At 61.2% G+C, this 23,895-nt stretch carries 24 protein-coding genes and 1 pseudogene; 11 read left to right on the forward strand and 14 right to left on the reverse strand.

Going from position 1 to position 23,895, the window contains the following annotated elements; genetic code table 11:
- Nucleotides 1-9 precede the first annotated feature (9 nt).
- The 6 genes from DLM86_RS02130 (at nucleotide 10) to wsfD (ending at nucleotide 7,116) form a co-directional block, all read left to right on the forward strand.
- Nucleotides 10-2,199: a GAF domain-containing sensor histidine kinase gene (locus tag DLM86_RS02130; protein WP_158289277.1), complete on the forward strand. Its 2,190-nt coding sequence runs from the start codon at nucleotides 10-12 to the stop codon at nucleotides 2,197-2,199.
- A gap of 16 nt (nucleotides 2,200-2,215) precedes the next feature.
- The gene (locus DLM86_RS02135; protein ID WP_110838303.1) at nucleotides 2,216-2,857 is read left to right on the forward strand and encodes a response regulator; all 642 of its coding nucleotides are present in this window, start codon (nucleotides 2,216-2,218) and stop codon (nucleotides 2,855-2,857) included.
- 172 nt (nucleotides 2,858-3,029) lie between these two features.
- Nucleotides 3,030-3,962, forward strand: coding sequence for a phosphatase PAP2 family protein (locus DLM86_RS02140; protein ID WP_146250137.1), 933 nt, complete (start codon nucleotides 3,030-3,032; stop codon nucleotides 3,960-3,962).
- 195 nt (nucleotides 3,963-4,157) lie between these two features.
- The gene (locus tag DLM86_RS02145; RefSeq protein WP_110838305.1) at nucleotides 4,158-5,222 is read left to right on the forward strand and encodes a glycosyltransferase family 2 protein; all 1,065 of its coding nucleotides are present in this window, start codon (nucleotides 4,158-4,160) and stop codon (nucleotides 5,220-5,222) included.
- Complete coding sequence (locus DLM86_RS02150; protein WP_245954301.1) at nucleotides 5,219-5,674, forward strand: GtrA family protein; 456 nt, start codon at nucleotides 5,219-5,221, stop codon at nucleotides 5,672-5,674. The genes DLM86_RS02145 and DLM86_RS02150 overlap by 4 nt, the downstream gene beginning before the upstream one ends.
- The gene (gene wsfD, locus DLM86_RS02155) at nucleotides 5,671-7,116 is read left to right on the forward strand and encodes a glycan biosynthesis hexose transferase WsfD (protein ID WP_110838306.1); all 1,446 of its coding nucleotides are present in this window, start codon (nucleotides 5,671-5,673) and stop codon (nucleotides 7,114-7,116) included. Before DLM86_RS02150 ends, wsfD begins: the two co-directional genes overlap by 4 nt.
- A 77-nt stretch (nucleotides 7,117-7,193) precedes the next feature.
- Here the strand turns inward: wsfD and DLM86_RS02160 are convergent, their stop codons facing one another.
- Nucleotides 7,194-8,420 (reverse strand): MFS transporter, encoded by a 1,227-nt coding sequence (locus DLM86_RS02160; RefSeq protein WP_110838307.1) that lies wholly within the window; start codon nucleotides 8,418-8,420, stop codon nucleotides 7,194-7,196.
- 99 nt (nucleotides 8,421-8,519) lie between these two features.
- A complete protein-coding gene (locus DLM86_RS02165; RefSeq protein ID WP_110838308.1) occupies nucleotides 8,520-8,705 on the reverse strand; it encodes a YjfB family protein in 186 nt (61 codons plus the stop codon).
- 135 nt (nucleotides 8,706-8,840) lie between these two features.
- Between DLM86_RS02165 and DLM86_RS31945 the strand changes: the two genes are divergently transcribed.
- Nucleotides 8,841-8,996, forward strand: coding sequence for a hypothetical protein (locus tag DLM86_RS31945; protein WP_158289278.1), 156 nt, complete (start codon nucleotides 8,841-8,843; stop codon nucleotides 8,994-8,996).
- A 34-nt stretch (nucleotides 8,997-9,030) separates the two neighbouring features.
- Here DLM86_RS31945 and DLM86_RS02170 read toward each other — a convergent pair whose 3' ends face one another.
- The 5 genes from DLM86_RS02170 to DLM86_RS31950 all read right to left on the reverse strand — a co-directional run bounded on the left by DLM86_RS02170 (nucleotide 9,031) and on the right by DLM86_RS31950 (nucleotide 13,203).
- Nucleotides 9,031-10,272: a Ger(x)C family spore germination protein gene (locus DLM86_RS02170; RefSeq protein ID WP_110838309.1), complete on the reverse strand. Its 1,242-nt coding sequence runs from the start codon at nucleotides 10,270-10,272 to the stop codon at nucleotides 9,031-9,033.
- The gene (locus DLM86_RS02175; protein WP_110838310.1) at nucleotides 10,265-11,383 is read right to left on the reverse strand and encodes a GerAB/ArcD/ProY family transporter; all 1,119 of its coding nucleotides are present in this window, start codon (nucleotides 11,381-11,383) and stop codon (nucleotides 10,265-10,267) included. Before DLM86_RS02175 ends, DLM86_RS02170 begins: the two co-directional genes overlap by 8 nt.
- A gap of 251 nt (nucleotides 11,384-11,634) precedes the next feature.
- Nucleotides 11,635-12,141 carry a GNAT family N-acetyltransferase gene (locus DLM86_RS02180; RefSeq protein WP_110838311.1) on the reverse strand — a complete coding sequence of 169 codons (507 nt, stop codon included), beginning with the start codon at nucleotides 12,139-12,141 and terminating at the stop codon, nucleotides 11,635-11,637.
- Nucleotides 12,142-12,206: 65 nt separating this feature from the next.
- The gene (locus DLM86_RS02185) at nucleotides 12,207-12,725 is read right to left on the reverse strand and encodes a CBO0543 family protein (protein ID WP_110838312.1); all 519 of its coding nucleotides are present in this window, start codon (nucleotides 12,723-12,725) and stop codon (nucleotides 12,207-12,209) included.
- Nucleotides 12,697-13,203 carry a hypothetical protein gene (locus DLM86_RS31950; protein WP_158289279.1) on the reverse strand — a complete coding sequence of 169 codons (507 nt, stop codon included), beginning with the start codon at nucleotides 13,201-13,203 and terminating at the stop codon, nucleotides 12,697-12,699. The genes DLM86_RS02185 and DLM86_RS31950 overlap by 29 nt, the downstream gene beginning before the upstream one ends.
- 168 nt (nucleotides 13,204-13,371) lie before the next feature.
- Between DLM86_RS31950 and DLM86_RS02195 the strand changes: the two genes are divergently transcribed.
- Entirely contained in the window at nucleotides 13,372-14,253 is an 882-nt protein-coding gene (locus DLM86_RS02195) for a serine/threonine protein kinase (RefSeq protein WP_110838314.1), read from the forward strand.
- Nucleotides 14,254-14,336: 83 nt separating this feature from the next.
- Here DLM86_RS02195 and DLM86_RS02200 read toward each other — a convergent pair whose 3' ends face one another.
- The 5 genes and pseudogenes from DLM86_RS02200 to DLM86_RS02215 all read right to left on the reverse strand — a co-directional run.
- A complete protein-coding gene (locus tag DLM86_RS02200) occupies nucleotides 14,337-14,864 on the reverse strand; it encodes a YfiT family bacillithiol transferase (protein WP_110838315.1) in 528 nt (175 codons plus the stop codon).
- 2 nt (nucleotides 14,865-14,866) lie between these two features.
- Nucleotides 14,867-15,364, reverse strand: a complete 498-nt coding sequence (locus DLM86_RS02205) for a GyrI-like domain-containing protein (protein ID WP_110838316.1) — start codon at nucleotides 15,362-15,364, stop codon at nucleotides 14,867-14,869.
- A 78-nt stretch (nucleotides 15,365-15,442) separates the two neighbouring features.
- Complete coding sequence (locus tag DLM86_RS02210) at nucleotides 15,443-16,438, reverse strand: formylglycine-generating enzyme family protein (RefSeq protein WP_245954302.1); 996 nt, start codon at nucleotides 16,436-16,438, stop codon at nucleotides 15,443-15,445.
- Between the two features lie 89 nt (nucleotides 16,439-16,527).
- Nucleotides 16,528-16,677: a hypothetical protein gene (locus DLM86_RS31955; RefSeq protein WP_158289280.1), complete on the reverse strand. Its 150-nt coding sequence runs from the start codon at nucleotides 16,675-16,677 to the stop codon at nucleotides 16,528-16,530.
- Nucleotides 16,678-16,910: 233 nt separating this feature from the next.
- Nucleotides 16,911-17,102, reverse strand: a pseudogene (locus DLM86_RS02215) (DNA-directed RNA polymerase subunit alpha C-terminal domain-containing protein); the annotation flags it as partial.
- Between the two features lie 245 nt (nucleotides 17,103-17,347).
- On the opposite strand from DLM86_RS02215, the gene DLM86_RS02220 reads away from it, so the two are divergent.
- Nucleotides 17,348-19,174 carry a UbiD family decarboxylase gene (locus tag DLM86_RS02220; RefSeq protein WP_110838318.1) on the forward strand — a complete coding sequence of 609 codons (1,827 nt, stop codon included), beginning with the start codon at nucleotides 17,348-17,350 and terminating at the stop codon, nucleotides 19,172-19,174.
- Between the two features lie 16 nt (nucleotides 19,175-19,190).
- Here the strand turns inward: DLM86_RS02220 and DLM86_RS02225 are convergent, their stop codons facing one another.
- Nucleotides 19,191-20,183: a BadF/BadG/BcrA/BcrD ATPase family protein gene (locus tag DLM86_RS02225; RefSeq protein WP_110838319.1), complete on the reverse strand. Its 993-nt coding sequence runs from the start codon at nucleotides 20,181-20,183 to the stop codon at nucleotides 19,191-19,193.
- Nucleotides 20,184-20,468: 285 nt separating this feature from the next.
- On the opposite strand from DLM86_RS02225, the gene DLM86_RS02230 reads away from it, so the two are divergent.
- On the forward strand, nucleotides 20,469-20,933 hold the full coding sequence (locus tag DLM86_RS02230; RefSeq protein WP_110838320.1) for an alpha/beta hydrolase family protein: 465 nt from the start codon (nucleotides 20,469-20,471) through the stop codon (nucleotides 20,931-20,933).
- 56 nt (nucleotides 20,934-20,989) lie between these two features.
- On the opposite strand, the gene DLM86_RS02235 is transcribed toward DLM86_RS02230, so the two are convergent.
- The gene (locus tag DLM86_RS02235; RefSeq protein ID WP_110838321.1) at nucleotides 20,990-22,624 is read right to left on the reverse strand and encodes a glycoside hydrolase family 13 protein; all 1,635 of its coding nucleotides are present in this window, start codon (nucleotides 22,622-22,624) and stop codon (nucleotides 20,990-20,992) included.
- A gap of 168 nt (nucleotides 22,625-22,792) precedes the next feature.
- On the opposite strand from DLM86_RS02235, the gene DLM86_RS02240 reads away from it, so the two are divergent.
- Complete coding sequence (locus DLM86_RS02240) at nucleotides 22,793-23,800, forward strand: LacI family DNA-binding transcriptional regulator (RefSeq protein ID WP_110838322.1); 1,008 nt, start codon at nucleotides 22,793-22,795, stop codon at nucleotides 23,798-23,800.
- Nucleotides 23,801-23,895: the final 95 nt, after the last annotated feature.

Consider the following 23,895-nt stretch of genomic DNA (forward strand, 5'->3'; position numbering starts at 1 on the left):
GATGGAACCATGGAACGATTGCAACCGAACGAACGATTGTCCCCCCCGCCGGAAAAAGGAAGGAGGCCGGACCTGCCGGTCTTATCCTCATCAAGAGGATCGGCTTGGGGGCGGATCGCCCTGCAGGTGCTGGTCGTCGTCTTCGCCCTGATTACGGCTTCGCTGTATGTCGGCAGCATCCCGTCCTATTACGCGGAGCTCGTCTCCACTTGCCTTTCGCACGGCTGCGGCAATTTGGTTCCGGCGATGCCTTTGCCGGAGGGCGGATGGCCGCTCGAGACGTACGCTCTCTTATTCGTCCTCATCGACGTCGGGTTTACGTTCGCCTTTTACGTTTGCTCCGCGATTTTGCTGTGGAAAGGGTTCCGGGAGCCGGTCGCGCTGCTCGCCGCGCTCGCCATGGTCGCTTTCGGAACGTCGTTTCCTTCGCTCGCCTTCGTCGCTTCCGGCGGCTCCGGCTTCGACCATCTTTGGTTTTCGGTCGTCTCGATGCTGGGGTGGATTACGATTTCGCTCTTGTTCTTCGTGTTTCCCGACGGCCGCTTCGTGCCGCGATGGTCCCGCCTCATCTTCGCGGTGATCGCGACGGTATCCGCCGCGAATTTGGCCTATGGCGGCTCCATGTGGGAGGCGTTGGACATCCCCGCGTACCTTCAATTGGGGTGGTACGTTTCGTCTACCCTGGTGCTCATCTATTCGCAGGTGTACCGGTTCCGCCGCCTGTCCTCCCCGGCGGAGCGGCAGCAGACGAAATGGGTCGTATTCGGCGTTTCGATCGGCTTCATCGGCTTCATCGGCATGAGCATGCTGTTCGATCCGCAGTTCCACGACGGTTCCGCGCCGACGTACGTCTATCTGAACGCCGTGCTCAATGCGGCGCTGACGGCGATTCCCGTTACGCTTACGCTCGCCGTCACGCGAAGAAGGCTGTGGGACATCGATCCGCTGGTCAACCGTACGCTCGTCTACGCGGCGCTGACCGTCGCGGTCGTGCTGCTGTATACGCTTGCGGTGCTGTACTTGGGACAGCTGTTCCAAACCAAAAACCGGTTCGTCGAGTCGCTGCTCGCCTCCGCCGTCGTCGCCGTCGCGTTCGCTCCGCTCAAGGAGTGGCTGCAGCGCCACGTCAACCGGCTCATGAAGGGCCGGCATGACGACCCTTACGGCGTCCTGCTCGATCTCGGCAATCAGCTGATCCGTCCGCTGCCGCCGGACGCCATGCTGGGAGCCGTCGTCCGGACGGTGAAGACGGCGCTTCGGCTGCCCTATACGGGAATCGCTCTCGGCGTAGGCGGTCACGAGACGATGGTCGCCTCCGAGGGAGAGCCGGTCGACGATCCGCATACGTTTCCGATCATACATCGGGGCGAAGAAGTCGGAACGCTCTATCTCGCCAGCCGCTCGCCGGGAGAAGCGTTCTCGTCCGAGGACGGCAAGCTGCTCGACGTCCTGCTGCGACAGGCGGGGCCGATCGTCGAAAACGTCAACATGACGCTCGGCATGCAGCTGCTCGTCCGCGACTTGCAGGAATCGCGGGAGAAGCTCGTCTTGGCCCGCGAGGAGGAGCGCCGGCAAATCCGCAACAATTTGCACGACGATCTCGCCCCGAGGCTGGCCGCGCTGGCGCTGAACGCGGCGACGGCCCAAAAGTACGTCGCGAAGGAGCCCGCGGCGGCGATCGAAATGCTGTCCGACCTGAGGCAGATGATCCGCTCCACCGTCGAAGAAATTCGCACGCTCGTTCACGAGCTTCGTCCCCCCGCGCTGGATGAACTGGGGCTTGTCGGCGCTCTCCAAATCCGGATCGACGAGCTGAACAAAGCTTCGCTGTCCCCGTCCGGCGAACGGCGGCCCGATGCTCTGCACATCCGGCTGCTCACCCCGACTCCGCTTCCGTCCTTGCCGGCGGCGGTGGAAGTGGCCGTGTACCGCATCGTGACCGAATCGTTGGCGAACGTCGTCAAGCACGCCAAAGCGACGTCCTGCACCGTACGTCTGGACGTCTCGGCGGGCAAGGAGCTTGCGGTTGAAATCGCCGATAACGGCACCGGCATTCCCGCCCGCTCGCAGCCGGCGGGCGGAGCCGGAGGCATCGGACTCGGCTCGATCCGGGAGCGGGCGGCCGAGCTGGGCGGCCAATGCTCGATCGAGCGCATGGAGCAAGGCGGAACGCGCGTTTCCGCCAGTTTTCCCTTATAGAAAGGAGCGTACCCCGTTGAACATCATTATTGCGGACGACCATCCTCTGTTTCGGAAAGGGGTTCGAAACTTGCTCGGCACGACCGACGATCTGAACGTCGTCGGCGAAGCTTCGTCGGGCGACGAAGCGCTGGAGCTGACCGAAGCGCTTCAGCCGGATTTGGTGCTGATGGACATCCGGATGCCCGGCGCGAACGGAATCGAGGTAACCCGGCAAATCCGCCAAGCTTACCCGCACATCGAAGTGCTCATCCTGACCATGTTTCGAGACGATCAATCCGTCTTCACCGCGATGCAGGCCGGGGCGAAAGGCTACGTGCTCAAGGACGCGGACGAGGACGAGCTGCTTCAGTCCATCCGGATGGTCGGCAGCGGCCGAGCCGTGTTCAGCTCCGACATCGCGGAGCGGATGATCCGCTTCTTCTCCGCGCCGGCGCCCGCCGATCCGGCCAAGTACCCGGAGCTGTCGGAGCTGACGAAGCGCGAGCTGGAAATATTGGAGCGCATCGCCGCGGGGGACAGCAACGCGCAGATTAGCGCGCGGCTGCACATCAGCGTCAAAACGGTCGCGAACAACGTCTCCAATCTGCTGAACAAGCTTCAGGTCGCCGACCGCAACGAGGCCGCCAAGCTGCTGCAGCGCATCCGGGACGAGTAGCCGCGGCGGCGGGCCGCCGCTCCGCTTCAATCCGACAACAAGCTGCCTCGAATATACGTTCGGGCCAGGAAAACGATGGGGCGCCCTTGGGCCCATTGCGGGAGCGGCGCAAATTTAGTATGGTTAACGTGGTGTAAAGGAGATTGCCAGACCGGAAAGGGGCACGGAACGCTTGTCCGCACGAAAAGTGTATATGGCCGTATTGGTCGCGGCGACCGCGGCTATTATTTTTGCGATTACGCGGGTGGAAAATTGGGGCGTGCTGTGCATGCTCGTGCTGGCGCTCGCCTTGATCGGCACCCGCAAGGACGCCAAGGCGATCAGCTGGGGGCGGTTCATGCCGCTCGGCCTCGTCGTGCTGTTTCTTTTTTTCCTCATCTATAACTATGCGAACCCGATGTGGCACCGCGTCGTCGCGTACCAGACGTCCAGCCTCCACCATATCTTCAATTGGAACGAAACGTTCAATGCGATCCCGTTCAACGACGCTTCGTTGTTCCGGATATGGCAGCCGGAATGGCTGACCCGGTATTTCCAATGGGTGTATAATTACGGCTTCGCGCTGTCGTATTGGATATGCGTCATCCGCGCGTTTTTCACGAAGGACGTGCAAAAGTTCGGACGGTACTCGCTTGCCGGCTACTTGCTGCAGGTTCCGCTCATTTTGCCGTTCTACAACATTATTCTGCTGCAGGAAGTCTGGTTCGTGCAGGGCACGCCGGACTTGCTCGAACGGGCGCTGACGCCGGAGCAGCAGTTCTCCACCGCGATGAACTGCTTCCCGAGCATGCACACGTCGATCGCCTTCGCCGGCCTGCTGCTCTCCCTGCGCGAGAAGAGCGCCTGGTACCGCTGGTGGATCGGGACGTACTGCGTCTCCATCATCGTATCGACGATGTATCTGAAGATCCATTGGGTCATCGACGTGTTCGCCGGCATGGCGTTCGCTTACGGCTGCGTCAAGCTGGCCGATTGGATCGTCGGCTCGCGCGCGTACGGCGCCTTCGCCGCACGGTTCGAGTCGTGGGGCGGCCGCCTGCAGGACCGGTTCGTCGCGAAGCGCGCGGCGAAGGCGCAGCCGATCGACATCCGCCTCGACGATTGAGGCTCTGCCGAAGCCGAAACAGCCAGCCGAAAGCCGCTCCGTCGGGCGGCTTTTTTCGCTTGCCGAAGCGGCTCCAGCAAGGCCGGACACCGGTTTCCCGGCTCCGGTCCCATTTGATTTCCAGCCTCCGAAACGTTATGATAGGGGCCATAGAGAGAGCCATCTAGCAAAACTTGGATAGTTGGAGGAGAACTCATGTTGGCAACGACAGTACAACCGCCCGTGCTCGGCATCGTCGTTCCTTGCTACAACGAGGAAGAGGTGCTGCCCGAAACGGTGCGGCGGCTGACGGACGTGCTCGACCGCCTCGTCCGCGAGAAGCTCGTAGCCGCGGGCAGCTTCATGCTGTTCGTCGACGACGGCAGCCGCGACAGGACGTGGGAGCTGATCGAGTCGTACCGCCGCACGAATCCGCGCGTAGCCGGGCTGAAGCTCGCCCGCAACGCCGGACACCAAAGCGCGCTGCTTGCCGGGCTGCACCGCGCCCGTCTGACGGCCGACTGCGCCGTGTCGATCGACGCCGACCTGCAGGACGACCCGGAGGCGATTCGCGAATTCGTCGTCAAGTACCGCGAAGGCTTCGACATCGTCTACGGCATCCGGCAAAGCCGCGCCACCGACACCGCCTTCAAGCGCGGAACGGCGCAAATGTTCTACAAGCTGCTGAGCCGGCTCGGCGCCAAAATCGAATACAATCACGCCGACTACCGGCTCATGAGCCGGCGCGCGCTCGACCAGCTCGAACGGTTCAAGGAAGTGAACTTGTTCCTTCGCGGCATCGTGCCGATGATCGGCTTCAAGTCGGCGCGCGTCTACTTCGACCGCCACGAGCGGTTCGCCGGCGAATCGAAATATCCGCTCAAAAAAATGCTGTCGTTCGCCTGGGACGGCATCACGTCGCTCAGCGTAACCCCGATCCGGCTCGTAACGGCGGCAGGCTTCGCCCTGTTCCTGCTCAGCGTCATCGCCGGGCTGTACGCCGTCGTGCAGAAGCTGGCGGGCAATACCGTCACCGGCTGGGCGTCGCTTATGGTGTCCGTCTGGTTCGTCGGGGGCATCCAGCTGATCAGTCTCGGCCTTATCGGGGAATACATAGGCAAAATATACAAGGAAGTGAAGCGCCGTCCGCTCTACATTATCGAGAAGGACGCCCGAGCCGAAGCGGAATCGGGGAACGGCGCGGCGGCGGACGGGGACGGCTTCCGCGACGAATCGGCGGAAGGAGCCGGACGCGTCCTCGGCCGGGAGTACGGACGATGAACCCGCTCGCCTGGATCGACCGGTCGTTTCTTCGATTTTTGCTGGTCGGGGTGTTCAATACGCTCGTCGGCCTTTCCGTCATCGCCCTTCTGCTTCACGTGGCCGGAGCGGGTTACTGGGCGTCCACGTTTATCGGCAACGGCGTCGGAGCGCTCGTCAGCTACGCCTTGAACAAACGGTTCACGTTCCGCTCGGACGCGAGCGTCGGCCGCAGCCTGTGGAGGTATCTTACCGTTACCGTCGTCTGCTACGGACTTTCTTACGGCGTCGGGCTCCTCGGCGGAAAGCTGCTCTCCGCGCTGCTTCCGGCCTTCCCGGAGTCCCGCATCCACGATGCCGCGGCGCTGCTCGGAACCGGGCTGTACACGATAGCGAATTATGCGGGGCACAAATATTTTACTTTCCGGACGGTACGAACCGTCTCGGGACAGGCAGGTGAATCGTCATCATGAAATTCAGACCGGGCACCGGCTTTTGGACGATGGTGGCCGCCGTCGCCGTTTTCGTCTACGTGCTGATGGTGCGCCCGATCGCAGGCATCGCGGACAACGGCGACTTTCTGCGCATCATGACGTCCGCCGGGCTCGATTACTTGGACCCGAATCTTTCTTACGAGGACAAATATTTCGGTTACTTCATCCGCGAGTTCAAGCTGACGTCGATCGGCATCGGTGGCTACGTCTCGACCCAAGTGCCGCTCGTCATTGTGGCGACTTGGCTGAACCGGCTCGTCTTCGACACGACCGTCTTCGATATGCGCTCGATGGCGCTCGTCTACAGTCCGCTGCTGTTGGCCGCCTTCTACGCGGTCATGCGGTTTCACCGGCATTTGCCGCTCGTCTCGCGCATCGCGCTCGGACTCGCGCTCGTCTTCGTCTTCGCCGACATCGGCTATATCGGCTACTTCAACTCGCTGTTCGGCGAGCCGGTCTCCTTCGTCTTCCTGCTGCTGACCGTCGCTCTGGCGCTCGGTCTCGCCCAGTCGGACAAGCCGTCGCGGAAGCTGCTGGTCGCTTTTTTCGTCTGCGCGATCTTCCTGACCGGCTCCAAAGTCCAGAATGCGCCCGTCGGCATTCTGCTCGCCCTGCTCGGCATCCGCTTCCTTCGGCATCGCGGCGATTCGGCTTGGCGCAAAACGGTAATCGGCTTCTCCGCCTTCCTCGCCGTCGGCTCGCTCGCCATGTACGTGCTCGCGCCGAAGCAGCTGAAGGAGATCAACATGTACCAGACGGTGTTTTACGGCGTGGTCAAAGATTCGCCGACGCCGGAGCGCGATCTGGAGGAGCTCGGCGTCCCGAAGGAGCTGGCCGTCTTGGCCGGGACGAACTTCTTCACGCCGAATACGCCGATCCCGCAGCGGGATCCGCGGCTGTACGAGTCGTTTTACAACCATATGAGCCATGCGAAAATCGCGCTGTTTTACTTGAAGCATCCGGTCCGTCTCGTCCAGAAGCTCGAGATCGCCGCCGAGAACGGCATGACGATCCGCCCGTATTACTTGGGCACGTACGAGAAAAGCGAAGGGATGCCGCGCGGCGCCGTGTCCGACAAGTTCGGCTGGTGGAGCGAGACGAAGCGGACCGTCCTGCCGAATACGCTCTGGTTTCTCGTCCCGTTCTGCCTCCTCTTCTATGCGGTACTCTGGGTATCGCATCGAAGGGCGGACGGACTCGGGGGCAAGTTATACGCCGAGACGTTCGCCGTCGTCGGACTCATCGGCATCGTCGCGTTCCTCATCCCGGTCATCGGCGACGGAGAGGCCGATCTGAGCAAGCATCTGTTCCTGTTCAACGTCTGCTTCGACGTGATGTTCGCCGCCAGCGTGCTGTGGATCGTCCATCGCGCCGTATCGGCGTTCGGGGCCAAGCGCGGCATCGGAAGCGGGCGGCTCTGAATAACGGCAAAAAAACGTCCTTCCGCCTTGTGGGCGGAAGGACGTTTTTCGGTTGGCGCGCATCGTGCCGCGCTCGCTTACGACGCCGCGGCCGCATGCCGGTCTTTCGGCAGCAGCACGGCCAGCACGCCGAGCAGCGGCAAGTAGGCGCACAGCTTCATGATGTACGCGATGCTCGTCGCGTCGGCGATCCAGCCGAGCACGACGGAGCCGAGACCGCCGAGACCGAACGCGAGGCCGAAGAACAGTCCCGAGATGAGGCCGACGTTGCCGGGCAGCAGCTCCTGCGCATAGACGACGATGATCGAGAAAGCCGACGAAAGCACGAAACCGGCGAAAACGCACAGCACTCCCGACCAGAACAGGTCGGCGTACGGCAGCGCAATCGAGAACGGCGCCGTACCGAAGATAGAGAGCCAAATGATGTTGCGGCGCCCGAACCGGTCCGCGAGCGGGCCGCCGAAAAACGTCCCTGCCGCCGACGCGACGAGGAACGCGAACAGAAACCATTGCGCGTGCTCGACCGTCACGCCGTAATCGTGGATCAAGTAAAACGAATAAAAGCTCGTAATGCTCGACATGTATACGTGCTTCGAAAAGACGAGGAACACGAGAATGACGATCGCGAAGACGATTCGGGCTCGGGAGAGCGACATCACCCGCTCCCCGGCCGACGCCGTCCCGCGCTTCGCCGGCGCCCGTCTGGCCGCCTGCTCCCGCTTGTACCAGCCGGCCACGTAATATTGAATCGCGATTCCCGCCAGCGCCACGAACGTAAACCAGATGACGCCGAACTGGCCGAGCGGCACGAACAGCACCGCCGTCATGATCGGTCCGAGTGAGCTGCCGATATTGCCGCCGACCTGGAATATCGACTGGGCGAGCCCGCGCTTGCTGCCCGCGGCCATATACGCGACGCGCGACGATTCGGGATGAAACACCGCGGAGCCGATCCCCATCGCGATGACGGCGAGCAGGATCGTGGCGAAGTTCGGTGCAAGCGCCAGCATGACGACGCCGACCAGCGTGAAGCAGACGCCGGCGGGCAAAATATACGGCCGAGGCCGGATATCGGCGTACGTCCCGACGACCGGCTGCAAAATCGAGGCGGTCATGTTCATCGCGAACGCGATCAGGCCGATCTGCTTATAAGACAGCTGCAGCGAATCTTTCAGGATCGGGAACAGCGCCGATACGGTCGACTGCATCGAATCGTTCAGCAAATGAACGATGCTGATGGCGAACAAAATCGGAAAAACGGTATTCGCGACGGGGGCCGTCGCTTGGATAGCGGGTCTTGCCACGTTGTCATCTCCTCCGGGTCGATTGAAATGGATAAAAGCCGCCTTCCCCTTGACGGGAAAAACGGCTTTGCCTTCCGTCGGCGATTCGCCCCGCGCGCGTCAGACGCGAATGTCGAGACGCCCGCCCAAATGCGGCTGAACGCTTTGCTGCAGCATCTGCACGAGCTGGGCGCCTTGCGCTTCGGCGTTTTCCTTCGCTTTGTCGAGAAGCCGGATGCCGACCTGCAGCGGAAGATCGCTCTGCTTGAATTGGGTGAAGGCGGCGCTTAACGAGCCTACGTCCATGGAAAGCTCCTCCTCGCGGATCAATCGGATGTCTAACCGATCATACCACGTTTTGCTCCGGACGAACAGCCCCGTATCGCCATCCCGGAGTTGGGCGACACTGTTACCAGCCCGAACCGAAAGGAGAGTTGAATCATGACCCGTGAAGGCGTCACCGATACGGAACGCGCGGTGCTATGGTCACGCGGCGAAGCGAAAGCGCCGGCGAAAGCCGACGCGCCCCCCTTCTACCCGCCCCGCTCCCGTCGCACCCGCAAAAAGACCGGTTTCTGGGCGAAATGGCTGAAATGAAGCTGCGGCGAGCGAGCCGGCCGCCTCGCCCCCGTCAATCGCCTTTTCGCTTCGTCTGATTTACCGTACCGATTCGGCGGATCGTCACCTTCGCCTCCACGCTGATCTTGGCACGCATGAACAGACGGTCCCCCGTTTCCCAGTCGGATTTGATCGTTTTCCAGACGCCGTAATGGTTGCGTCTCAAGTAAGCGTTCAAGCCGGCGACATCCGCCTTATATTCGTTTTGCAGCTTTTTGATCGCATTCGTGACGAGCCGCTCGATCTCTTGGGCGACGCTTTCCTCCATGTCGCCCAGCGTCCCGTTCTTCAACAGATCGAGCGACTCGAGCGATTCGCCGATCAAGCCTTCCGTCTCGATGGATATCCGAAACCGGGGCTGGCGAATATCGGACAGATCGGCGGAAATGCTCCGCTTGCTGTTCTGGATGTCGTACACGATGGCGTCGGACTTCGCCTTCGCCTTGATGACGCCCCCCCGCACCTGGTTGGTAACGAAATTGAGCCCGATCGCCTCCTCTTCGTCCAGAAATCCGACCAGCACGTTCGTCCCGCCCTGGATGACCGCCGCTCCGGCGACGGCCGCCTCGACCGAATTGGACTGAACGCTTTGCAGCGCATAGCTTTCGCGCCGCAGAAAATGCTCGTGGATGTCGCCGATCTTCGTCTCCGGAATCATCCGGGACGTTTTGCGCACGTTTTCCGTTACCGAATTCAAGTACATGACCGGCAGCTTTTCGTTCGGCGGACGTACGTCCAGCACCGAGGCCGCCTCGCTTCTCGATATCATGATTTTGACGCCCCGGCGCATTTCATGGTCCCGCAAAAAAAAGTCGAGCACGTCGGTTAACATCGCTTTGCTTCTCGCCACTTTTTCGGAGATGATGATCATTTTCAAATGCTCGAAGTAAGGACTGCGGCTGACCCGGGAGGCGAACTCGCGCGAGATGACGTCCATCGAATCCCCGACCGACGACACGTTGTAAAACGCGGCCGAGCTTCCTCCGCCCCCTCCGCCGCCGCTTCCGCCCTTGCCTCCGTACTGGAGCGAGCCCGGCGAGACGAATTGATACGTCGCCTTGAACCGGCGGTCTCCGTGCACTTTGCTGAGCGCGGTCTGCTCCTTCTCCGCCTCGCTCCCCTTCTCGTCCGGCAGGTCGATGGCGACCCCGATGACGAATCCCCGCTCGTTGATTTCGACGCGATCCCAACAGCCGGTGCAGAAGACGACAAGCCCGACGGCGGCGACAAGCCGCATAACCGTTCGCTTACCCATGGTTCTTCACCCCGCGCACGATCGCGATCGCGTATAGGATGACCGGAATGAGGCCGACCGCGACCACCCCGACGTAGCTGACCGAATCGCTGAGCGTCGCCACCTCCTTGGCGTCCTCCGGGATCATCGAGATGATGTAGCAGACCGTCGCCACCGAAATCGCCCACATCTGCTTCGTCCCTTTCGGCACGAGGGCGTGCAGCGCCATGGACGCGATGTCGAGCGTCATGAAGGACGAATTGAAAATCGTCATCATCCAGATCGTAAAAAACAGCGATTCGAACCGCTCGAAAAATTCGCCCGGCACCTCGATGCCTTTAGCCAGCTCGACGGTGGGGTAGATGACCGAAGCCGTCACCTCGTTCGAGAACGAGGCGATGACGATCAAGTAGATCGCCAAGTAAAGCAAGAGCGGGAGGAAAACCCCGATGGCGGCCGATTTGGGCGCTTTGTCCGGCTTCATGAGCATCGGCGCGTAGAACAGCACGACCTCGAACCCGAACAGGGAGAAAACGCATTCCTTGCTCCCCGATAAAATTCCGGGCAGCGGCGTGACGAATAACGGCTTCAGGTGCTCCCAATGCATCGTAGGCAGGCTCATGAACATGACGACGCCGACGATGGCCGTGACGAACGGAAAAAAAAGCAAATTCAACCGGATGAGACCGATCCGCGAGCCGCACACCGCATAGACGACGATGAGTACGAAGGCGAGCGCAAGCACCTCGACCGGCGTCCGGTCGAACATGTACTCCCGCAAGATGCTCGAAATCGCCCGCACTTCGTAAGACAAGAAGAGAAGGAAGTAGATGCAGACGAGCACATGGATGACGGCGGCCACCGGCTTCGTGGCGATTTTGGCGCTGTATTCGAAGAACGAAATGCCGGGAAACCGGGCGGCCAGCTTGCCGAGCGTCCACGCCAAAGCGATCGCCGACACGCCCGCGATCAGGATCGAGATCCAGCCGTCGGACGAGCTCGTCGACTGGGCGATCAGCCGGGGCAACGACAAAATGCCGACTCCCATAATCATGGAGCTGACGGTAATGAACAGCTCGGTATCGCTGATCCGCTCGTCCCCATAACGAAAAGAATCCAATCGTTCTGCCATAATGCCCCTCCTTTACCGGTAGTATCCCCGGGGGAGGGCGATCTAACTCATACAGGGCGCTCGGAATCGGACGGCGAACAGAAAGAGACCCGCAACAACGGGTCGCGGGTCTAAACGTTATATATGAAAAAAGGGGGTCGAGATTTATTATAGACAGGCAACGTTAAAGGAAGATGAAAACTATATTTCATTTTTGTTACAAAAAGCGATCGGGAGCCGTTCTTCCGTCCCCGAAGCATCCCGGGGAGGCGTCATTCGGCGTCCCGACAAGCGAGATCGAGCCGCATTTTGACGGTCGTCAGCGCATGACCGTAGAACAGCTCCTGCGTCTCGCCTACGATCCGGAACTTCCTCGCGTCGTAGAACGCCCGGCCGTTCCGGTTCGAACGCTCCACGTTCACGAACAGCCGCTTCGTCCCCGCCAGCCGGCCGATTCCTTCGGCCAGCAGCATGGAGCCGACTCCGGTCCTCTGCGCGTCGGGCATGATATAGATCGCGCCGAGCTCCGCTTCCTCCGGGTCGCGCCGCGATTCGAAGAAGTTGGCGAACCCGACGATCCCCCTCTCCGACTCGGCCACAAGCAGCAGCGAGCCCCCCATTCGGCGCTTCAGCGCCTCGTCCGAGTAGAACGCGTCGAGAAAGCGCGTCCGCACCGGCTCCGGGATCACGCCCGCGTAAGTCGCGTGCCACGTCGTACGGGCGACCCGCCGGACGTCCGCGATATCGGCCTCCTGCATCGTACGGATCGATACGGCCATTCGTTCCACCCCGTTTCCTCTATGGCAACAGTGTACCAGACGGCGGAACGTTTGATAAGACCGGCTCAGCCTTTCCCCGCGCCCGGAACCGGAATTCGCAGCAGCCGTCGGATCGTCGCGAGCAGCGCGATATTAATGGCGTATACCGCGATGTAGACGATGAACGACCATTCCAGACGCCACCGGTTGTATTGGAATGTCCCGGCCTTGTCGGCCATCCATTCGAGCCCGGTCGTCAAGGCGGCCCAGCCCAGCACGAACAGGACGAGCGTCCATCCCCGAGGCTTGTGGCGGTCGTAATAATGGAGGGCGATGTAGGCGACGGGCGGATACGAGATGAAGTAAATCGCCAAGTCCATATATTCGAACCGCGGCGAATCGTTGACGTCGTACAGGTCGAGAGGCTTAACGCCGATCGTGAAATCGACCGACACGCCCAAAAAAATGTTGAACAGCAGAATAAAACCGGTCACGAACAACGGAAACCGATTCGGGAGCCATAACGCGTACAAGATGACGAACAAGGCGCTGATCAACACAAACCATTCGTTCGCGTCAAAGGCGACGGCCGGAAACAAAATCATGGCGGACACACGCTTTCCTGATCAAATGGCGGCAAACCGCATACATCGCAAAGACGGCCCCGGCAATCGTCATCCATTCCAGAATCGAGTATGCGAAGGGCCAACGGACGAAGCGGATCAAGCCCAGCTTGGCGAGCAGCGCCTCTACGCCGGTCCAGACGCCGAAGCCGAGCGCCCCCGCCGTCACCCTCGCGGCGAGCGAGAGCCGGGCGTCCGCTCCTATTCGGACGAGCCATACGAAGAGGGCGGGCATCAGCACGTCCCGGTTGACCGCCAACATCCAGAAGCCGACGCCTTCGTCCGTCGCTTCCTTCCATCGCAAGCAGAAGGCGACGATGACGAACGATTGCTGCACGATAACCGAGGCGGCCATGAACAGCGCGGCCGCTTCGAGCGGATGAAGCACGCTTTTCGTCCGAACGAGCGACAGCAGAGCCGCAATTCCCGCAATCGCCATTACGACGAGATAAACGGACATATCGTTCCCTCCCCGGGACGGTCTGTCTCCATTGTTTCCCAAACGGCGTTCGCGAATACAACGCCCGTTCGACAGCATTCGCACGGAAGAAAATGAAACGATTGGCGAAGTCCGACCGTATTACGGAAAAACGGCAGCGGCAGAGGACGGAACGGAGGGGCGAGGACGATGCGGAACCGGATCGGGAAACGGTTGGAAGGAATACAGGCGGCGGCGGGTATCGCCCTGCAGCGATTGCGGGAAGCGGCGTTGGACCGGCCGCTGCGCCCCGGCGCCGCAATCGGCGGACGCTATCGCGTCGAGCGCGTGCTCGGCATCGGGAGCTACGGCATCAGCTACTTGTGCGCCGACCTTCACGACGAGGGTGCGCCGTGTGTCGTCAAGCAGGTAAAGCCGAGCAAGCGCGGCGGACGCAAAGGGAAGCCGATCTTCGAGCGGGAAGCGGCGACGCTCGCGGCACTCGACCATCCGGGCGTGCCGAAGCTGCTGGGGCGTTTTCGGGAGCGGCGGGATTTATTCCTCGTCATGGAATACAAGCGGGGACGGAATTTGGAGGACGTCCTGTTCGCGGACGAGCGAACCTTCGCGCTGCCGGAAGCTCTGCGGCTCTTGCGACGGCTGTCGGACATCGTCGCCTACGTGCACCGTGCCGGCTTCGTGCACCGGGATATCCGGATTCCGAACGTCATGCTGAGGGAGGACGGCACGCTGGCGCTGATCGATTTCGGGCTCGCATGTCCGGTATCGGACGAACCCGTCGACGGAGAAGAGACGGAACGATACGCCGAGGAGAAGCGGATTCGGCGGGAGCCTGTCGCGGCCAGCGATTTTTACGCGCTCGGTCATTTCCTGCTGTTTTTGTTGTATGCGGAGTTCGAGCCGAAAGAGAATGAGCCGGAACGCGGCTGGGAGGAGGAGCTGGACCTCCCGTCCGGCGTACGCCGCTTCATTCGCCGGCTGCTGCAACTCGACGAGCCGTTCGGCGATATCGGAGAGGTCGTCCGGGAGCTGGACCGGCTGATCGAACAAACGCCCGCGAAGCCGGAATAACCGGTCGCGGGCGTTTTCGATCGTCAAGGCGGCCGCCCGCCCGGGCGAAGCCGCCGCGAACGGGGCGCCGATCCGGCTCTAACCTACAAGCCCGCCCGTTCGCGAAGCGACGCAATGTGCGCCGTATGGTGTTTGCCGTGCCAGGCGTACAATCCCAACGTATAGTCGAGCCGCAGCGTCCTCCCCGTCTCGGGGTGGACGAACGTGCGGGCGAAATCGGCGTCGTCCATCGCTCTCAGCAGGATCGCCCATCGTTCGTGAAGCGCCCCGATCAGTGTGAGCGATACGCCGACCGGCGCCCGAAAGCCGTCCTCGAGCAGCGCCCATCTTCCTTCGGCGTAGGGCTTGATCGTCGGATTATCCTCGGTCAGCGCGAGCTTGAATCGCGCATAGCTTTGCATATGACTGTCCGCCACATGGTGCACGACTTGGCGGACGGTCCACCCGCCCTCGCGGTAAGGGGTGTCGAGTCCGTCTTCGTCCAGCCCGCCGACCGCGGCCGCGAGCCGGTCCGGCAGGACGGCGATGTCATCGATCCAAGCCGCCCTCCGGGAGGGGGGCGCGTCTCCCTCCCATACGAATTTGCCGATCGGATAGCGCCGTTCGTCCATCGTTACTCGCTCCCTTCCTCCTTGCGTCTGATCGGGCAGTAGACGAGAACTTCGTTGTCCTCGTCGTCCGGGTCGAGCAGCTTCGTCCGCTCCCCGTATCGTTCGAAGTAATACGTGACGTCGTCATAGACGTATCCGTTCTCCCGCATCCACCGGCTCGTCGCATCGTACGCTTCGACCTTGCGCTTCTCCGGTCCCCGGTAGACGGCCTCCGCATACAAATGCGGCACGAGATGGAGATGCACCATCCCGTGAGGAACGTTCGCGATAGGGTCGACTTCCAAGCATACGTAAAAGTCGAGCGGACCGGGGTTCCCCTTATAATTCGGAGGCGAAACGCCATAGACGGTGCCGGGATCGTTCACATTGCGGATGTCCTCCCGCCGTCTCAGCAGATCGACATAAGCTTGGCGTACCGGGGCGCCCAGCCCGCTCATCGTTCCGGAAGCCCGGATGCCGACGACGGTAAAGGCGGGCATCTGTACGGCACGAATGTTCATCGTAAGTCCCACTCGCTCCTTGTTTTCCTTCCCCAAGAAAGTAACGGACGAGCGAGCCGGTTCCTTACACCATGAAAATCAAACGTCCGCCGCGCAGCGGAAGCCGATGTTGCCCGACGAGCTGTCGGGCGTATTGGCGCTGCGTGCCGCCACTCGGTACCGGTTGCAATACGACTTGTGGCACAGGTACGAGCCTCCGCGCATGCTGCGCCGGTCGCCGGAGACGGGACCCATCGGGTCGACCGGCGGGCCTTCCGCGTAATACGTGGCGCCGAACCAGTCGGCCGTCCACTCCCAAACGTTGCCCGATACGTTGTACAGGCCGTAGCCGTTCGGCTCGAATGAACGGGCCGGAGCGGTGCCCGCGTAGCCGTCGCGCTTCGTATTGTGCTCGGGGAACGTCCCCTGCCAAATGTTGCACATATGCTTGCCTTCCGGTGTCAGCTCGTTGCCCCAAGGGTAAACGTTGCGGTCCAGCCCTCCGCGCGCGGCATATTCCCATTCCGCTTCGGTCGGCAGCCGCTTTCCGGCCCAGCGGCAGTAGGCCGCCGCATCGTTCCACGTCACGTGCACGACCGGGTGGTCCATCCGGTCCTCGATCGTCGAGCCCGGCCCTTCCGGCTGGTGCCAGAAGGCGCCCTTCACTCCGAGCCACCAGGGCGTCCCTTGGACGCGTCCCATCAGGAACGGGGCTTGCCTCGGCGTCAAAAACGATTCGAACACGTACGACCAGCCGAACTTCTCCGCTTCGGTTTTGTAGCCGGTCTGCTTGACGAACTCGGCGAACCGTTCGTTCGTAACGGTACAGACGTCGATGTAGAACGGGCTCAGCGTCACTTCCCGGACCGGCCCTTCGCCGTCCGCCGGAAAGCCGTCCTTGCCGCTGTTGCCCATCCAGAACGTGCCCCCGGGGACGAGGACCATGCCGTCCCGTCGAGCGGCGATACCGGACCCGGACGAACAGTCGGCCGCCGTCGGCTCCTCCGATGCGATTGGCTCGATCCGGCCGTGCCGGACGTCGCCGATCGTCGATCGACTCGCGGAGCCGCAGCAATGGTTCGAATGTTCCGTCAACGCTATCCCCTCTTTTGCCGTGAAATGTCCGCTTTCGTCCATTTTATATAAAACGGCGGGGGCGTACAACGAAAATCGGTTCGACTCCGTTATTGGGCGAGCCGGACGATCGCGCTCTGGACATGCTCGGCATAGCGGACCGCTTCCTTGCCCAAATCGGCCTCCGACGGGCTGTAGGAGACGAACGAAGGGAGGAACGTGCCGTTGCATCGGGTCAGCGTAGCTTGGATCGGCCTCATACGAGCCATTCAGGTCCGGATGCGCCACGATCGCCATTATTCTCAAAGCCGGTCACCTCACCGTTTCCGCAGGATGTTATCGCTACTGCACACCCTCATTATTGGGGAGGTTTCCGGCCTTGAAAATTACGCATTTTTTTCGTACCTGGCCCTGCGAACCGTACCATTGGACGGTTTCCGGCTTTCCGCGGCATGGGAAATCGTGCCGAATAGGCGTCGGTCGGTCCGCCTTGCTAGCTTTTGAACGATAGTCCGTTTTCCTGCAAAGCCTTCCTAAGGATCGGCAGCGATTTGGGCCCCATGCCGTGAAATTGCAAAATGTCTTTTTCACTATAGGTGGAAAGCCGCTGCAAAGTAGTGATGCCGTTGTGCTCGAGCGCCCGTCTGGCCGGTGCCGCAAGCAGGGAAAGAAATTCGCTCTCGGGCTTGCTTGCTTGCATGTCCTGATCTCCCTCTCTCTATTCTTCCTTCGAGCCCCCGTCGGTGCCCGTTCTTTTAAGTATAATACGCGCATTCGCGACAAATTTCTTACGGATTGCCGATTCCGCCGGTTGGGCTGCCGGTCGGCGCCGCTCCTTTTCTTTTCAAGCCCGGTGGGAACATGTAAAATAAGGGTACTGCGTTTCGACATTCCGCAGCGTTATGCTGCCGGCGATAGGAGCAACCCACGATGTACCCAACATTGGAAGCATGCGTCAACGACCTGGAACGGCACGGCCATCTCGTTCGAATCCGGGAAGAGGTGGATCCCGATTTGGAAATGGCCGCGGTTCATCTGCGGGTTTTCGAGGCGGGCGGTCCGGCCCTTTTGTTCGAGAACGTGAAGGGATCGCGGTACCGGGCCGTTTCGAACCTGTTCGGGACGCTCGAGCGGAGCAAGTATATATTCCGGCAAACGTGGCAATCGACGCAAAATGTCATCGCCCTGCGCAACGACCCGATGAAAGCGTTGAAGCAGCCGTTTCGGCATGTCCGCGCGGCGCTGGCGGCGACGAAGGCGCTGCCGCTCCGCCAGGGGGGCGGCGCTTCCGGCTTCGAGGAAATCGCGATAACCGATCTGCCGCTGATCAAGCATTGGCCGATGGATGGGGGCGCGTTCGTCACGCTGCCGCAAGTATACACCGAAGACCCGGACAAGCCGGGCGTCATGAACGCCAATTTGGGCATGTACCGGGTGCAGCTGACGGGAAACGACTATGCGACGAACGAGGAAATCGGCCTGCACTACCAAATCCACCGGGGTATCGGCATCCACCAGCATAAGGCGAACCGCAAGGGCGAGCCGCTCCGCGCGAGCATCTTTGTCGGCGGACCGCCTTCCCATACGCTTTCGGCCGTCATGCCGCTGCCGGAAGGGTTAAGCGAGCTGACGTTCGCCGGCTTGCTGGCGGGCCGCCGGTTCCGGTACAGCTATGCGGACGGCTTCTGCATCAGCCTCGACGCCGACTTCGTCATTACGGGCGAGATTCACCCCGGCGAGACGAAGCCGGAAGGGCCGTTCGGCGACCATCTCGGCTACTACAGCCTCGTCCATCCGTTTCCGGTGCTTCGCGTCCGGAAGGTGTACGCGAAGCGCAACGCGATCTGGCCGTTTACCGTCGTCGGCCGGCCGCCGCAGGAGGATACGGCGTTCGGGGCGCTGATCCACGAATTGACCGGCGACGCCGTCAAGCAGGAGGTGCCCGGCGTGAAGGAGGTTCACGCCGTCGACGCCGCGGGCGTCCACCCGCTGCTGTTCGCGATCGGCAGCGAGCGGTACACCCCTTATACCGAGGTGAAGCAGCCGGCCGAGCTGCTGACGATCGCGAACCGGATTCTCGGGACGGGCCAATTGAGCCTTGCCAAATATTTGTTCATCGCCGCTGAGGAGAACGAGCCGCTCAGCACGCATCGCGAAGCGGAGTTTCTCCGGTACGTGCTGGAGCGGATCGACCTGAGGCGCGATGTTCATTTCCAGACGAACACGACGATCGACACGCTGGATTATTCCGGGACCGGCATCAACCAAGGCAGCAAGGTCGTTTTCGCCGCCTGCGGCGGCAAGAAGCGCGAGCTTTGCACCGACGTGCCGGCGCAGCTGGCCGGTCTGCGGGATTACGGCAACCCCGTCCTCGTCCTGCCGGGAATCGTCGCGCTGGAGGGACCGGCCTTCGTCGGCTACGCCGAAGCCGAGCGGCAGCTGCGCGAGCTGACGGACGCGATCGGCGCTCGCGGGGCGATGCCGGAATGCCCGTTGATCGTGCTCTGCGACGACAGCTCGTTCGTCGGCGCGTCGCTGGCCAACTTCCTGTGGGCGACCTTTACGCGGAGCAATCCGTCGCACGATATTTACGGGGTGAACGGCGGGTACGCGTTCAAGCATTGGGGCTGCGACAACGTCGTCATCGACGCCCGGACGAAGCCGCATCACGCCCCTCCGCTCGTTCCCGACCCCGCGGTCGAGAAGCGCATCGATCGGCTGTTCGCCTCCGGCGGAAGCTTGAGCGGCGTGCGCTGACGGCGTCGCACCGAGGTCAATCGTGCCTCGAGCGCGGGTGCTGCCCCAGACGTTGCAAAACGGCTTGACCGGGCGTTAGGCCGAGCTGCTTCAACGCCATCAGAACGGCGCCCGCTACGGGAGAGAAGACCGGCGGCACAAGCCGGTAGCGCTTGTTGTTGCCGGTCTTCAAGGCGGAAGTGAGCTGTCGTTGGAAATAGTCGCTGTTGACGACGCTGCCGATTAAAGCGACGGCGACCTCGGAGCCGGAGAACCGGGACGCTACAATTTCCACGCCCACCACAATCTGATGGACGGCGCGGTCGCATACGGTGCGGGCCAACCGGCTGCCGCCCATCGCCGCTTCGGTAATCGCCGGAGCCAGCTGCGCAAACTTGCGATTGCGTTCCCGCCGATCGGCGACGAAGCCTTGCAGCGCAAGCTGCGTCAGCTCCTCGACGGAGGGAGCCTCCCAGAAGCGAAGCATCTCGTCCACCAAGTCCTGGTCGCTGTCGTCGACGTTGCCCGCCAGCAGCTCGAAGGTCGCGTCATAGCTCAAGAACCGCGCCGCACTGGCGGCGTAATGATGCGCGTCGTAATTGCGAATCGCTCTTCCATTCTCGTTCATGGCAAAAATAATCGAGCCGGTGCCGGAAATGACGATAATGCCCGGCTCCGACAGAAGGGCTCCGCTGTGCGCCACGACGGCGTCGTTCACGTGCTGCTTCGGGCAATCCAGTCCGTCCAGCGCGGTCATCGGCAGCACCCACTCCAGATCGGATTCGGAATCGAGCCCGGCCATCCCCGCCGTCAGCGCCATGACTTCGCTTATGTCCCGACCCGCCTGCAGCAGGGCTTCCTCGAGCGCTTCGCGCACGTTTTGCATCGCCTGCAAATCTTTGCGAATAGAGGAAGCGCCTTTCTCGACGTAAGCCAGCACATTCCCCTCGCAATCCGCCACCATCACCCGGGTATGCGTGCCGCCGCCGTCCATTCCGATTACAACCCCGCTTGTATTCCGTTCCGCCATCCCATTCACTCCCCAGCATTCGTTATAAAGCCGATTCAAAAGGATTCCAAAGCCAGACGACAACTTTTACGGCAGCCCAATCGTCTACCATATAGCCATCATACCATTGGGGGGTTTCCTGAGCGAAGAGAAACGGTCACGCTGCTAGGTTGTTATTCGGCATGTCCGTCTTCGGCAAAGCCGGCCGCCCCACGAGCGACCAACCTGCCGAAACGTCTTGAATCGCGCCATGTCGTACCTAAATAGGGAACGGCAAACGAAGAATAAAAGAGGGAGGGAACGGCCGTGAGCAATCCCCGGCACGACTCAAAAGGTTCTTCCGCATGGGTCGATCACATACCCGCCATCTGGTTTGAGCCGCATCGAGTCGACGATGCGCGTCGGCGGCTCATCATCGTTCTTCATCATCTGGGCGGCACCAAAGAAACCACCGTCCCCTATTTGCAGGACTTGGCCGCGGACGGTTTTGTTGCCCTGAGCCTCGATGCTTTCCAGCACGGACAGCGGGGAACGGAATCGTCAAAGGATGTAGCTGCGCGGGTATTCGGAAACTTCAGGCGCCACATGTGGCCGATTCTCGGCCAGACGGCGCTGGATACGCTTCGAGTGATCGACTGGGCTCTGGCGTCCCTTAACGTCGAACCCGACATGGATTTGGCCGGCATTTCGATGGGCGGCATGGAGCATCTGGATGTCCGGGACCGCGAGCGCTGGTGGCCCGATTGCAAGCGGTGGTTGGTACGACCGTAAACACCGCGATGAATCGGCCCCTCCGGTCGGTCCCGTCCGATGTGGTTACCCGCTCTTTAAAACGCGTAGATGCGCGCCTCATGCGGACGAAGCGTGGCCGATACGATCGACTCGCTCCCTTCCACATCCGCGTAATTCGCGAGTACGAGCGTTTTGTTCGAATCGGAGTAGCCTTCCGGCAGCGCGAACGGCGTTTCGTGATCGGCATGGTTCAGGAGGACGAGCCAGCGCGTGTCATCCAGCGAGCGCGAATAAACGTAAAGATGCGGATCTCCCGCGGACAAATCCCGGTAGTCCCCGTACACCATGACGGGATGCCGCTTGCGCAGGGCGATCAGCCTTTGGTAATACCGGTAGATGGAATCCGGACGGGCGATATCCCGCGCCGCATTGATTTCCTTGTAATTCGGATTGACTTTGATCCAAGGCGTACCGGTCGTAAACCCGGCGTTCGGCGAGTCGTCCCACTGCATCGGCGTGCGGGAGTTGTCGCGGCTTAGCGGGAGCAGGCTTTCGAACGCTTCCCGCGGATCCCGGCCTTTGCCCACTTCCTCGGCATACCGGTTTTTCATCGCGATGTCGTCGTAATCGTCGATCGAGGGGAAGCGGACGCCGGTCATCCCGATCTCCTCGCCTTGATAGACGTAAGGCGTGCCCGGAAGCGTGTGCACCATCGTAGCCAGCAGCTTGGCCGATTCGACGCGGTACCGGCCGTCGTTGCCGTACCGGGTCACTTGGCGGGTATGGTCGTGGTTGTTCAAAAACTGCGAGTTCCACCCTTTTCCTTTCAAGCCTTCGTACCAGCGGGTCTGGATGTCCTTGAACCGGAGCATGTCCCAGGTCCGCATCTCGTCGGCCACTTCGAAATGAAACAGCGTATGCAGCTCGTGCCGGTCCTCGCCGACATACTTCAAGCCTTCCTCGGGCGTGACGAACGCCGCCTCGCCGACGGTCACAATGTCGTAATGCCGCAGCACCTTCTCGTTCATTTCCTTCAAGTAGGCGTGCAGGCCCGGATTGTTGGTCAAATAGCGGATATCGTGCGGGTCGGCGGCGTCCGGGTACCCTTCCGGCTTCGCGAGCAGCGCGATGGCGTCCAAGCGGAAGCCGTCGATTCCTTTATCGAGCCAAAACCGCATCATGTCGTACACGGCTTCCCGCACCTCGGGATTGGCCCAGTTCAAATCGGGCTGCTCCGCCGCGAACGAATGAAAATAATATTGCCCGGTGCGCTCGTCCCGCTCCCAAGCCGACGGGGAGAAGTAAGACCGCCAGTTGTTCGGCTCCTTACCGTCCTTCGCGTCCTTCCATATGTACCAGTCCCGCTTCGCGCTGTCTCTCGACGAACGGGATTCCGCGAACCAGGGATGCTCGCTCGACGTATGGTTGACGACAAGGTCCATGATCAGCTTCATGCCCCGGCTGTGCACGTTCCGAAGCAGCGTCTCCCATGTGCCGATCGTCCCCGCTTTCGCCATGATCGCGTTGTAATCGGAAATGTCGTAGCCGTTATCTTGATCCGGCGATTCATAGACCGGATTCAGCCATATGATGTCGACGCCGAGCTCTTGAATATGGTCGAGCTTGTCGATCAGTCCTTGCAAATCCCCGTAGCCGTCGCCGTCCGAATCCATGAAGCTGCGCCAATATACTTGATACACGACCGCTTCCTTCCACCAGGTACGTTTCATGTCGACACTCCGTTCCGGATTTTTTGAAAAGCTTTTCAAAAACAGAATACCGCCATCTTACCGGAAAACGGCGAATTTGAAAAGCGGATTTTTCGACTTCGGTTTGATTTTCACCCGCAATCGCTTATAATTTTCAAAGAATCCATTCGGAGATGAGGCGAACAACGGGTGAACCCCACGATTCATGATGTCGCGCGACAGGCGAACGTATCGATCTCGACCGTCTCGCGGGTCGTCAATCAACCGCTCGCGGTGCGCAAGGAGAAGCGGGACCGGGTGCTGCAGGCGATCGAGCAGCTCGGCTACGAGCCGAATCCGTTCGCGTCCGGCTTGCGGGACAGGGCGACGAAGACGATTGCCGCGATGATCCCCGATATTACGAATCCGTTTTATGCGGAGCTGTTTCGCGGCATCGAGGATATCGCCCGCGAGCAGAAAAACAACGTGATCATTTGCAACACCGACCAGGATGAAGCGCGATTTTTGGAATATATGAGCTACTTCAAAAAAAAGAAAATCGACGGGCTCATCTTCGTGAGCGCGGCGGTAACGGATGCCCACCATGCGACGTTCGCGGAGCTGCAGGTTCCGGTCGTGCTGGCGGCGACGGACGGCGAACGGTTCGGCTTGCCGTACGTGAAGGTGAACGATTATGCGGCCGCTTCCGACGCCGCCTCGTTTCTGATCAAGAACGGCCATCGGTCGATCGGCGTCATCAGCGGACCGGCGGACGACCCGATCGCCGGCATCCCGCGCCTGGCGGGGTTTCGCGATGCGTTAGCGGCGTACGGCCTGCCGCATGGCGCGAATGCGGTCGCGTACGGGACGTACGACTTCGACAGCGGCTACGAGGCGATGCGCAAGCTGTACGGCACGATGCCGGAGCTGACCGCCGTCTTCGCGGCGAGCGACGCGATGGCGCTCGGCGCGATGGCGTTTTTGCAGCGGCGGGGCATGGAGGTGCCGAGGCAAATTTCGATCATCGGCTTCGACAATATCAGCCTGTCCCGGATGGTCACACCGGCGCTTACGACCGTCGCCCAGCCCGTGTACGAGATCGGGAAGCAAGCGGCCGCCATGCTGTTTCGCCGGATCGGAAACCCGCAGGACGAAGCGCAAAGCCTCGTGCTCGGGCACGAAATCGTCGTACGCGACACGGTGTGGAACCGGAACTGAACGGCCGTCTTCCACACCTTTCAAGTTGACCGCTCGCGGCAGCTTGCCTATAATGTTCACATGGAAATGAAAAGCTTTTCAGAATATCCGAGATT

Source organism: Paenibacillus flagellatus (assembly GCF_003217775.1).
In the GTDB taxonomy this organism is placed as follows: Bacteria; Bacillota; Bacilli; order Paenibacillales; family NBRC-103111; genus Paenibacillus_AB; species Paenibacillus_AB flagellatus.